9 protein-coding genes are annotated in these 11,579 nt (G+C 71.9%); all 9 read right to left on the bottom strand.

Annotated elements, in window-relative coordinates; all coding sequences use genetic code 11:
- Positions 1 to 2: 2 nt before the first annotated feature.
- Genes ACIQU4_RS06025 through ACIQU4_RS05985 form a run of 9 tightly spaced genes read right to left on the bottom strand, consistent with a single transcriptional unit; the run spans position 3 to position 11,571 of the window.
- The gene (locus tag ACIQU4_RS06025; protein ID WP_403726395.1) at positions 3 to 1,214 is read right to left on the bottom strand and encodes an acyl-CoA dehydrogenase family protein; all 1,212 of its coding nucleotides are present in this window, start codon (positions 1,212 to 1,214) and stop codon (positions 3 to 5) included.
- Between the two features lie 21 nt (positions 1,215 to 1,235).
- A complete protein-coding gene (locus ACIQU4_RS06020; RefSeq protein ID WP_403726392.1) occupies positions 1,236 to 2,450 on the bottom strand; it encodes an acyl-CoA dehydrogenase family protein in 1,215 nt (404 codons plus the stop codon).
- Between the two features lie 25 nt (positions 2,451 to 2,475).
- Positions 2,476 to 3,774 (bottom strand): ATP-grasp domain-containing protein, encoded by a 1,299-nt coding sequence (locus tag ACIQU4_RS06015; RefSeq protein WP_403726389.1) that lies wholly within the window; start codon positions 3,772 to 3,774, stop codon positions 2,476 to 2,478.
- The gene (locus tag ACIQU4_RS06010) at positions 3,771 to 5,057 is read right to left on the bottom strand and encodes a lysine N(6)-hydroxylase/L-ornithine N(5)-oxygenase family protein (RefSeq protein WP_403726386.1); all 1,287 of its coding nucleotides are present in this window, start codon (positions 5,055 to 5,057) and stop codon (positions 3,771 to 3,773) included. Before ACIQU4_RS06010 ends, ACIQU4_RS06015 begins: the two co-directional genes overlap by 4 nt.
- Positions 5,054 to 6,346: an ATP-grasp domain-containing protein gene (locus ACIQU4_RS06005; RefSeq protein ID WP_403726383.1), complete on the bottom strand. Its 1,293-nt coding sequence runs from the start codon at positions 6,344 to 6,346 to the stop codon at positions 5,054 to 5,056. The genes ACIQU4_RS06010 and ACIQU4_RS06005 overlap by 4 nt, the downstream gene beginning before the upstream one ends.
- Positions 6,343 to 7,686 (bottom strand): MFS transporter, encoded by a 1,344-nt coding sequence (locus ACIQU4_RS06000; protein ID WP_403726380.1) that lies wholly within the window; start codon positions 7,684 to 7,686, stop codon positions 6,343 to 6,345. The genes ACIQU4_RS06005 and ACIQU4_RS06000 overlap by 4 nt, the downstream gene beginning before the upstream one ends.
- The gene (locus tag ACIQU4_RS05995) at positions 7,683 to 8,750 is read right to left on the bottom strand and encodes an FAD-dependent oxidoreductase (RefSeq protein WP_403726378.1); all 1,068 of its coding nucleotides are present in this window, start codon (positions 8,748 to 8,750) and stop codon (positions 7,683 to 7,685) included. Before ACIQU4_RS05995 ends, ACIQU4_RS06000 begins: the two co-directional genes overlap by 4 nt.
- Positions 8,747 to 10,288, bottom strand: coding sequence for a class I tRNA ligase family protein (locus tag ACIQU4_RS05990; protein WP_403726376.1), 1,542 nt, complete (start codon positions 10,286 to 10,288; stop codon positions 8,747 to 8,749). The genes ACIQU4_RS05995 and ACIQU4_RS05990 overlap by 4 nt, the downstream gene beginning before the upstream one ends.
- Entirely contained in the window at positions 10,288 to 11,571 is a 1,284-nt protein-coding gene (locus ACIQU4_RS05985) for a lysine N(6)-hydroxylase/L-ornithine N(5)-oxygenase family protein (RefSeq protein WP_403726373.1), read from the bottom strand. The genes ACIQU4_RS05990 and ACIQU4_RS05985 overlap by 1 nt, the downstream gene beginning before the upstream one ends.
- Positions 11,572 to 11,579: the final 8 nt, after the last annotated feature.

Here is an 11,579-nt window from a genome sequence, read left to right as displayed (position 1 = left end):
CCTTACTTGACGATGCCGAGGCAGATGCCGAATTCGGGTTCCGAGCCGAGCAGATAGGCGCCGGCCGACTGGAGAATGCGGTCCTGCGCGGTGGCGTGCTGGCACATGGTGGTGGTGTCGCGCATCCAGCGGTCCATCGGCGAGGACTGGTGGATCGACCAGGCCTGGAGCAGGTCGAAGAGCCGGCCGACGATCGACCGCGAGGTACGGAAGGCGTGCACCCAGGCGAGCGGCGACGCGGCGCGCTCCTCGGGAGTGAGGTCGTCCAGGGTGCCCCCGGCGGCCAGCACCTCCCACTGGCGCCGCTGGCTCCCGTACACCGCGCCCCGGGTGGCGAGGAAGTCCGCCTCGCACTCGGCGAGCGTGACCTGGGCCCGGAAGTGGTCCTTCCACGCCACGCCGGTCATCCGGTCGACCCGGGTCCGGGCGATCTCCCGCGCATGGTCCAGGGCGGCCCGGGCCACCCCGAGCGCCACGCCGCACATGCTGCGCGTGAACGCGTCCGGCTGGGCGAGGGGGCCGGGCCGGCCCCGTACCTTGCCGAAGCTGTACGTGTGCTCCTCGGGGACGAAGACGTCGTCCATCGTGTAGTCGCAACTGCCGGTGCCGCGCATCCCCATGGTGTGCCAGTTGTCGATGACCTCCACCTGGGCCCGGTCCACGAGGAACTGCCGCGACTCGTGCGGATTGCTGCCGTCCGGGCTCGCGTACGGCTTGCCGTCCTGGTAGACGAACGCACCCGAGGTCACCCAGTCGCAATGGGTGATCCCGCTGCCGAACGACCAGCGGCCGGAGAGCCGGAAGCCGCCCGCAACCCGCTCGGCGTGACCCGTCGGCTGCAGCAGCCCGGCCATGATCGTGTCCGGGGTCGGGAAGATCTCCTTGGCCACCCTCTCGTCGAGGAAGGCGCTGAAGACGCCGCCGCTCGCGCCCATCACCGCGCACCAGGCCGCAGAGGCGTCCCCGTACGCCAGCGTCTCGACGACCCGGGTCTGCTCCACCGTGGTCAGGGCCAGGCCGCCCAGCTCACGGCCGAAGGCCATCCGGAACACCCCGGCGTCGCGCAGCATGTCCACCACGTCCGCCGGCAGCCGCCGCGCCTCTTCGATCTCCGCCGACCGCTCCCGCAGCAGCGGCGCCAGCTCCTTCGCGCGGGCGAGGAGCTCCGCCGCCGCGGCGGGCACCTGGGCCCCCGGGGTCCCGGTCATGGTCATGTGATCGCCTTTCACTTGGCCCTACTTGACGATGCCGAGGCTCATCCGGAACTTGGGCGGCCTGCCCAGCAGGTAGGCACCGCCGGATTCGAGGATCAGGTCCGAGGCGGCGACGTGCTGGCACATGGTCGCGGTGTCGCGCATCCAGCGGTCCATCGGCGAGGACCGGTTGATGGACCAGGCCTGGAGCAGGTCGTAGAGCCGGTTCACGATCGCCCGCGAGGTACGGAAGGCGTGCACCCAGGCGAGCGAGGACGCGGCCCGCTCGGTGGCGGTGAGGTCGTCCAGGGTGCCGCCTGCCGCCAGTACGTCCCAGTGCCGCTGCGAGCTGCTGTGGACGCCGCTGCGGGCGGCGTTGAACTCCGCCTCGCACTCGGCGAGGGTGACCTGCACGCGGAAGGTGTCCGCCCACGGCGTGCCGGTCATCTTGTCCACCCGGGTGAGCGCGGTCTCGCGGGCGTGGTCCAGGGCGGCTCTGGCCACCCCGAGCGGCACCGCACACAGGCTGCGCATGAAGGAGTCGGGCTGGGCGATCGGGGTGTCGGTGCGGCCCCGCACCTTGTAGAAGGTGTAGGTGTGCTCCTCGGGCACGAACACGTCGGTGATCGTGTAGTCGCTGCTCCCACTGCCGCACAGGCCGGTGGTGTCCCAGTTCCCGACGACCCCGACCTCGTGGGCCGGCACCAGGAACTGGCGCGACGCGTGCGCGTTGCTGCCGTCCGGACTCGCCCACGGCTTGCCGTCCTGGTAGATGAACGCCCCGGAGGTCACCCAGTCGGCATGGGTGATCCCGCTGCCGAACGACCACCGGCCGGTCAGCCGGAAGCCGCCGGGTACCCGCTCGGCGTGCCCGGCCGGCGCGATCAGCCCGGCGGTGATCATGTCCAGGCTCGGGAACACCTCCTTGACCACGGCCGGGTCCAGGAAGTTGCTGATCGCGCCTGTCATCGCGCCGATCGCCGCGCACCAGCCGGCCGAGGCGTCCCCGTAGGCCAGCGTTTCCACGACCTCGGCCTGCTGCACCGACGTCAGCTCGGGACCGCCCCACTCGGGCCCGAAGCACATCCGGAACACTCCGGTGCCACGCAGCATGTCCACGACGTCCGGCGGGAGTTGCCGGGCCTGTTCGATCTCCGCCGACCGTTCCCGCAACCGCGGAGCCAGGGCCTTGGCCCGCTCCAGGATCTCTGCTGCGGTCGTGGGTGCTTCGGTGCCCGGGTTCCGGGTCGTGCTCATGCGTTCCCCCTCGGGTGCGTGGTGGTCATTCGTCTACGTCGAGCAGGCCGGCCGGCATCTCGAACGGCGCGTCCGGATCCGGCGGGCCGATCGGTTCCCCGTCCAGCTCGACGAGCGCGGCCGCCGCGTCGAGCCGGTCCAGGCAGGCCCGGGTGTCGTCGGCCTCGCACACCACGAAGGAGTGGCGTGCTAGGTAGCCGCCCGGGGGCAGCCGCAGGGTGGTGCCGGGCTCGGCCATCGGCGCGGCGGCGACCAGGCCGGGCGCCTCGGCCGGCACGGTGACCGAGCGCAGCAGGCAGTCCCGCTCGGGGTAGCCGAACCGGATGCCGGCGACCGCCCGCCGGGTGGGCCGGGTGTCCGGCCGCTGCCCGGTGGCCACGTCGAACAGCACCTCGCCGGGCTCGATGCCGGTGGCGGTGCGGCCGAGGAAGGGGATCAGGTCCCCGCCGAGCCGGCCGTTGACCTCGATGATCAGCGGGCCGCGGTCGGTCAGCCGGACCTCGCTGTGGGTGATGCCGTCCTTGATGCCGAGCACCTGGTGCGCGCGGGCCAGGGTGCGCATCAGCTCGGCGTCCGCCATGAGCGGGTCGGCCGCGTCGACGAGGTGCCCGACCTCCTCGAAGTACGGCTGGTCGCTGCTGTGTTTGCGGGCCACGAACAGCGGGAGGTACTCGCCCTTGTGGACGGCGCCGTCGATGCTGATCTCCGGCCCGGGCGCGTACCCCTCGACGATGGCGCTCGCCCGGTAGGGCCCCGGGTCGACCTCGCTGGCGGCCAGGGCGATCCGGAAGGCCGCGTCCAGCTCGGCCCCGTCGGCGGCGAACACGACGCCGATGCTGGCGCCCATCGCGCGCGGTTTGACCACGACGGGGTAGCCGATCCGTTCGGCCGCCGCCCTGGCCTGCGCGGCGGTGGTGGTCAGCTCGAACCCCGGCTGGTACAGGCCCGCCGCGGTGAGCTCGGCCCGGGTGAGCTGCTTGTCGCGGCAGCCGCGTACGCCGGGCACGGACAGCCCCGGCACCCCGAACTCGGCGGCGAGGAGCCCGGCGTCCAGGACCAGCGGTTCGTCCCAGCACATCAGGCCGACGATGCGGCGGCGTGCGGCGACCTCGCGGGCCGCCGCGCCCATCGCCTCGGAGTCGAAGACGTTGGCGACGATGATCTCGTCGAAGTACTCGTGCTGCCAGGTGGGGTTGAGGTTGTTGAGCAGCACCATGTCCAGGCCGGCCGCGCGGGCGCGGCGGCGGATCGGCGCGACGAGGTACTCGCGGTACACCTTCAGCCCGCTGCCGATGACCAGCAGCGTTCCCGTGTCGGCGGTCACCGGGCACCCCCCGTGGTCGCGCCGCGGCGGGCGAGCAGGTCGGTGAGGATGTCGTGCGAGCGGTTCGCGAGGACGCTGATGAGGGAGTCGGCGATGCCGTGGGTCTCCTCGTTGACGCCCTGGAGGTAGACGGCGCCCCGGGCCGACTCCCCGAGGTTCACCCGGTGGGCCCGGCTGACCTCGACCTCGTCGATCCCGGCCCTGGCGGCCAACTCCCGTACGAGGGCGGGCTTTCTGGGGTCGTAGCCGGTGCCGAGGAGTACGAGGTCGCAGCGCAGGGGCTCGGTCTTGCCGCTCAGCCGGTCCCGCAGGTCGAGTACGACGTCCCCGCCCCCGTCCTCGACGCGGGCGCCGACGACCTCGGTCATGGCGCGGACCTCGGACCGCTGCCGGCCCAGGGCCTTCTGCCGGTAGAGCATCGTGTACAGCTCGTCGAGGAACGGCGGCGCCAGACCGGCGTAGTTCGTCAGCCGCATCTCGTCGAGGACCTGCGCCCGGACCTCCGCCGGGCTGTCGTAGAACTCGTCCACGAACGAGGGGAAGAACAGCTCGTTCACGAACTTGCTCGTCTGGTAGTTCTGCAGCCCGATCGACCGCACCAGCATGGTCACCCGGCTCTGCGGAAGGTTCTCGTGCAGCGCGTAGAACATCTCCGCGGCGCTCTGCGCCCCGCCGACGACCACGGCGCGGACCGGTTCGTCCTTCGGGATCTTCCCGATCCGGGTGCGGTACTGGGCGCTGTGGATCAGCCGGTCGGCCGGCAGGCCGGCGAAGACCTCCGGTACGCGCGGGTCGCGGCCGCCGCCGACCACGAGGTCCCGGCAGCGGATCTCGTCCCCGTCGGTCAGCAGCACGCTCCACCCGGAGACCGAGCCGTCCGCGGCCGGCACCGGGTCGATCCGCGCGGCCCGGGCCCCGTACCGGATCCGCACCCGCTTCAGCGAGGTGGCGACCCACTGGAGGTAGTCGGAGAACTCCCACCGGTACGGGTGGAAGGTGCCCAGGTTGATGAACTCGTCCAGCCGTCCCTGCTCGTGCAGGAAGTTGAGGAACGTGAACCTGCTCGACGGATTGCGCAGCGTCACCAGGTCCTTCAGGAAGGACACTTGGCTGCGCGCCCACGGCATCAGCAGGTCACGCTGCCATTTGATGTCCGGACTCTGTTCCAACAGCAGTGTTCCGTCCGCCAGTTCGGGTGAGCCCGACTCCTCGATGGCCACCGCGAGCGCCAGATTCGCCGGGCCCGCGCCGATCGCCAGCACCCCGACCTCCCGCACCGTCACGCTTCCTCCTCGATGTCGATCCGGACCTCGGCCGCGGCGGCCTCCGCGCGCCGCAGTGCCTCGGCAGAGCTGTCGGCGGTGGCCATGACGATCCCCGCCCGGTCCCAGGAATGGCGCAGCCCCGTGAACCGGTCCCCCGGCTCGGCGGTGACCGCGACCAGGAACACGCCGTCGACCCGCCGGGCGGCATCGACGCCGTGCACGGCCGCAACCCGGCCCGGTCCGGCGGCCAGGAACCGTACGGCGGCTCCGCCCTTGGCCCGCCGGGGCAGTTCGGCGGGCGGCGCCTCGCCCTTCAGCACCTCGTAGTAGCTGCGCATGAGCTGTACGGGGTAGGCGAGTTGGATGGTGTCGACGATGCCGCCGCCGGCGAGCCGGCCCGCGCACTCCACGAGGTACGGGACACCGTCCGAGACGATCCACTCGCAGTGCACGATCCCGTCGCGGAAGCCGACGGCCGCGACCACGCGTTCCGTCTGCGCGCCCAGCGTCTGCGCGAGCTCCTGCGGGATGTCGGCCGGCACGAGGTGCGCCATCTCCACCGGGTGGGGCCCGGGGAAGAGCTGTTTGCCGGTGATGTTGACGAACAGCGGGCGTCCTTCGCGTACGAGCATCTCGACGCTGAACTCCGGTCCCTGGACGTATTGTTCGGCGAGCATGGACAGTTCCATGGGCCGGTCCGGCACGAAGACGCCCTCGTCCTGGACCAGGCAGTCGGCCCAGGCCTGTTCGACCTCGTCCGGGCCCTGGATCACCCGGGTGCCCACGGCGGCCTGGCGGTTGGCGGGCTTGAGTACGACGGGTCCGTCCTGGCCGCGCAGGAACTCCCGTACGTCGGCGGGACCGTTCACCCGGACGCCGGCGGGGTTGGCGATCCCGGCCGCCGCGCTGACCCGGCGCAGCAGGGCCTTGTCGCGCAGGATCTGGGCGGCTCCGAGGCCGGAACCGGGCAGGCCGTAGCGCTCGGCGAGGCGCGCGGCGAACGGAGTCGCGTACTCGATCGCCGGGACGACGGCGACGGGGGCGAGGTCGGGGTGGGCGTTGTGGAACTCGTCGGCCTTGCCGGCCAGGTGGTACTCCCACTCGATCAGGCCGCGGACGAACGCCACCCCGTCGAGCTGCTCGTGCACGTGCCGCTTGCGGACGACGTCGGGCTCTTCGATGTAGATCACCGAGCCGTCCGGCTGGAACTCCCCGATCGCGGCGAGCGTGACGCCGACGAACCCCACGATCAGCACCGGCCCGGTGGCCGGCCTCGGCTGCGGCTGCGGCTGTGGCTGCTCGCTCATGAGGTGCCTCCGACGGCCTCGGGTTCGCCCTTGGGGCGGGGGTCAGCGTCCTTGGCCGGGGGCGGTTCGGGCGGTTGTCGCACACCGGCCAGGGCGAGGAGTCCGGCGGCGGCGGTCACGATCCCGCACAGCAGCCAGAACCCGCCGCCGAGCCGGGGCCAGAGGAAGACGCCGAACAGCGGTGCGAGGGCGGAGGCCGCCCCGCCCACGGCCTGCATGGTGCCGATGTAGCGGGCCTTGACCGCCGCGGGGAAGGTCGCCGGGTGGGCGAACATGCTCGGGGCGGCGATCATGATCCCGAAGACGACCAGGACCGCGCCGGCGATGGTGAACGCGCCGGACCGGGAGGACAGTCCGTACACGGCGAGGCCGACGGCCTCCACCAGGTGGCCGGTGATCACCCGCACGTGCTTGGGCAGCCTGCTGAGGTACGCGGTGATCTTGAGCTCGCAGGTGATCAGGACGACCGAGGACACCGTGAGCACGGTGCTGTAGAAGCTGGTCGGGTAGTGGTCCGCGGCGAGCTCCAGCGGCAGGGCGATGTGGCCCTGCGCGTAGGTGAGCGAGCCGAGCAGGATGGCGCCCAGGTAGAGCAGGTACTTCCGGTCGCGGAGCATCGCGGCGTACGCGGAGCGGCTGTCGGCGGCCGGCGCGGAGGCGGCGGCTTCGGTCTCGGCCTCCATACGGGCTTCCGTACGGGCTGCCGGCTCGGCCTCCTCCCGCTCCGCCTCCGCCTCCGCCTCCGGAGCCTGCTTGGAGAGCAGGGCGAAGGCCAGCAGCGCGTAGACCAGTGCGGTCCCGCCGTCGATCCAGAAGAGCAGGTCCCAGTCGACCAGGATGACGACGGCGGCGATCAGCGGGGCCAGGGCTGCGCCGATGTTCAGCGCGATCCGCATCATCGAGAACGCCATGACCTGGTACCGCTCCGGCATCAGGTCGCTGAGCAGCACGGCGGCCGCCGGCCGGTACGCCTGGGTGAACAGGCCCGCGAGCCCGACCACGACGAGCAGCGGCCACAGCATCCCCGGCCCGCTCAGCCAGGAGATCGAGCCCACCAGCGGGGCCGAGGCCGCCATGGCCGTCATGATCGTGGTCCGCGGGCCGAACCGGTGGGTGATCTCGGCGCCCAGCATCGTGCCGAAGATCGAACCGATGCTGTAGGCGACGAGCGCCAGACCCGCCACGCTGACCGACGCACCGCGGAAGGTCAGGTACAGCACGAGGAACGTCTGGACGAACGCGCCGAGTTGGTTGACCAGTACGCCGCCGAGGAGATAGCGGACCGGTGTCGGAGTCGCCTTCAGCGCATCGAACACCCGGACCGGAGCATCGTCCGTCATGCCGCCCCTTCCCTGAAGTCACTCAAGACTTCGACGATGTGGCCCGCGACGAGCGGAGCCGAAGCGAATCCGGAGCCGCCGCACGCCGCCCGCGCCCAGACGGCGGGACCCGCGCGGGTCAGCAGCGCGCCGCCGGTCTCCGCGTCGGCCGCGTAGTGGCACGACTTCACGGCGGCCACGGTGTAGCGGTGCAGGCCGGTCAGCGGCGCCGCGGCGGCCAGCCGCTCGGCCCAGGGCGCCTGGTCCTCGGCGTCGCCGTCCGCGGTGGTCTCCACCGCGCGGCAGACCGCGTCGGAGCTGATCTTCAGGAGCGTGCCGTCTCCGGGCGGCACCGCCCACCCCCGGCCGTCCGGGCCGAGGCCCCCGGCCGCGGGCGCCCGCTCCCACCACCGCGCGGCGTCCGCGGGCGGATGCAGGTAGACCACGGTCTGGCGGTGCAGTACGACCGGCTGCCGCCCGACCAGATCACGGGTCCACGGCCCGGCCGCGACGAGGACGAGGTCGGCGCCCAGCCGCTCCCCGCCGGAGACCAGCACCTTGCCGGAGTCCGTGTCGACCTCGGTCACCGTGCGGTACGGCCGCAGGGTCACCGCCGGATGCGCGCCGAGCCACCGCGCCGCGGCCTCCAGGGCCCGCTCCGCGAGCAACACCCCGGCGGCCGTGTCCAGTACGCCCGCCGAGTCCGGCGGGAACTCCAGGTGCGGCAGCGCCCGCGGTTCCACCGTCCGTACGCGGACCCCCGCCCCGGCGGCCGAGGCGGCGAGCGCGGGGAGGCGCTCCCGGGGCCAGGTGGAGACCACCCCGACCGGTCGGAACATGCGGGTTCCGAACAGGGTCTGCAGTTCCCGCCAGCGGCGGCGGGCCGTGGCCATCCGCCGCGTCGCCTCCGCGTCGTCCGGGCTGAACGTACGAACGACCCGGTGCTGATCGTGGGAGCTGGACCGCGGGTTGGGGATCGGGCCCCTGTCCAGTACGGTCACGCGATGGCCGGCCAGCGCGCACTCCACCGCGGTCAGCAGCCCGGTGACGCCCGCTCCCACGACCACGACCGCCGCCGCGCTCACCGTCCCGGCTCCGCCAGGCGCGGCAGGCGTACGGGAGTGAACTCCGTGGCGTGCGGCGCGGCGGGGATCGCGCGGTCCGGGAGGGCCGCCTCGGCCAGGTCGATCAGGAGCGGAGCGGCGCAGCGCAGGAACACGTCGGCCTCGTGGCAGAAGTCGCCGGCGTCGGCCGGTCCGGCCTCCCACCGGTCCAGCCGGGCCAGCTGCTCGGACAGGGTGAAGGCGGCCGCGGTCAGGTTGAACCGGCGGACGTCGTACGCGGCGGCGAAGCGCTCCAGGAGGCGTGCGGCCGCGTCCCGGGACCGCTGGGACACGGGCAGCGGGCCCTGGCCCCGGCCCGCCCAGCGGTCGATCTTGTCGGCGACCCGGTTCCACGGCCGTACCAGCCGTTCGCCGGCCACCCGCTCCAGTGCCTCGCGGGTGAAGTTGGTGCGCTGGAAGTCCGGGCTGGTCGCGGCGAGGTAGAAGCGGATGACGTCCCGGGGCACCTCGGCGGCCAGTTCCCGGCCCGAGACGACGTGGCCGCGGCTGGTGGAGAACTTGTCGTGGTCCAGCTCGTAGAACTCGTTCGTGACGAAGTGCTCGGGCAGGACGTAGCCGCCCAGCGCCTCCAGCATGGCCGCCCCGACGACCGCGAAGGCGAAGCCGGCGTCGGACCCGAAGAAGTACACCACCTTGTTGCCGGTCTCGGAGAACCACAACTCGTCCTCTGCTACCAGTACTTCGCCCCGCTGTTCGGCGGCCAGCGCGGTGCAGTGCATGCTCCAGGCGATGGTCTCGGCATCCGCGTAGATCACCTGGCCGGCGACCTCGGGGAAGGGCGCGGGGATGCCCCAGGCGATGGGGAGGGTCACGGGATAGTCCGGGAGCGGCCGGGCGAGGATCTCCTCGATCATCTGCGCCATGCGCGGGCGCATCGTCGCGCGCTGCCGGGCGAAGTACGCGACGAGCGCCTCGCGATGGTCTTCGAGCGGCAGTACCAGCACCTGCTGCTCGCGCAGTTCGACGGGGTCCTCGGGGTGCAGGGTGGAGTGCGGGTCGATCAGGTCGCCGGACGCGATCCAGTGGCCGCAGTTCTCGCAGAGCCCGGCGCAGCCGTCGGCGAGGCACACCGGGCAGCCCCCGCGTACGTACGCGTCGGTGAGGAACTCGCCGGTGCGCGGCGCGTACGGGAACACGACGCCCCGCAGCCGGAGTTTGCCGCTGCCGTGCAGGCGCTCGAAGAAGGTGCGGACGGTTTTGACGTACCGGTCGCCGAACCGGACGAACCCGTCGGGCAGGATGCCCATGGCGGTCAGCGTTTCCTCGACCTGGCCGGCCGAACGGACGCGCAGGTCTTCCGGCGGTACGCCCAGTCGGCGGGCGGTGGTGACGATGTAGTTCTGCGTGAAGTGCACGCCCGTGCCGAACAGCACGTCGTGGCCCGCGGCGCGGGCGTACCGCGCGCAGACGTCGGCGGCGAGGAAGGGGCCGGCCAGGTGTCCGAGGTGCAGATCCCCGTTGGCGGTCGGGCCGGGGGCGATGACCAGTGTCCGCTCCATCAGGCGCTCCTGGATTCGGTGCCGCCGGCGCGACGGGCGAGCAGGTCGGTGAGGATGTCCCGGGAGCGGTGGGCGAGGACGCTGATGAGGGAGTCGGCGATGCCGTGCGTCTCCTCGTTGACACCCTGGAGGTAGACGGCGCCCCAGGCGGACTCGCCCAGCTCCACCCGGTGGGCCCGGCTGACGGCGACCTCGTCGATCCCGACGCGCGCCGCCAACTCCCGTACGAGGGCGGGCTTTCGGGGGTCGTATCCGGTGCCGAGGAGTACGAGGTCGCAGCGCAGCGGCTCGGTCTTGCCGCTCATTCGGTCCCGCAGGTCCAGGACCACTTCCCCGTCCTGCACCCGAGCCCCGACGACCTCGGTCATGGCGCGGACCTCGGACCGCTGCGGACCCAGGGCCTTCTGCCGGTACAGCATCGTGTACAGCTCGTCGAGGAACGGCGGCGCCAGACCGGCGTAATTCGTGAACCGCATTTCGTCCAGCAGCTGCGCCCTGACTTCCGCCGGACTGTCGTAGAACTCGTCCACGAAAGAAGGGAAGAACAACTCGTTCACGAATTTGCTGGTCTGGTAGGTCTGCAGGCCGATCGACCGCACCAGCATCGTCACTCGGCTCTTCGGGAGATTCTCGTGCAGCGCGTAGAACATTTCCGCGGCGCTCTGCGCCCCGCCGACCACCACGGCCCGCACCGGCTCGTCCCGCGCGATCCCCGCGATCCGCGTCCGGTACTGCGCACTGTGAATCAGCCGGTCGTCCGGAAGAGCGGAGAACACTTCCGGTACGCGCGGGTCGCGGCCGCCGCCGACGACGAGGTCCCGGCAGCGGATCTCGTCCCCGTCGGTCAGCAGCACGCTCCACCCGGACACCGAGCCGTCCGCCCCGCACACCGGATCCACCTGCGCCGCCCGCGCGCCGTAGCGGATCTCCACCCGCTCCAACGACTTCGCGACCCACTGGAGGTAGTCCGAGAACTCCCACCGGAAGGGGTGGAAGGTTCCCAGGTTCACGAACTCGTCCAACCGGCCTTGTTCGTGCAGGAAGTTGAGGAACGTGAACCGGCTCGACGGGTTCCGCAGCGTCACCAGGTCCTTGAGGAAGGACACCTGGCTCCGCGCCCACGGCATCAGCAGATCGCGCTGCCACTTGACGTCCGGACTCTGCTCCAACAACAGGGTTCCGTCCGCCAATTCGGCCGAACCCGACTCCTCGATGGCCACCGCGAGCGCCAAATTCGCCGGACCGGCACCGATCGCCAGAACACCGACCTCCCGAACAGCCACGCTTTCCC

Source organism: Streptomyces sp. NPDC090741, assembly GCF_044769045.1.
Classification (GTDB): domain Bacteria; phylum Actinomycetota; class Actinomycetes; order Streptomycetales; family Streptomycetaceae; genus Streptomyces.
Note: the sequence above shows the minus strand (reverse complement) of the source record. Positions and strands in the feature narration are given on the sequence as shown.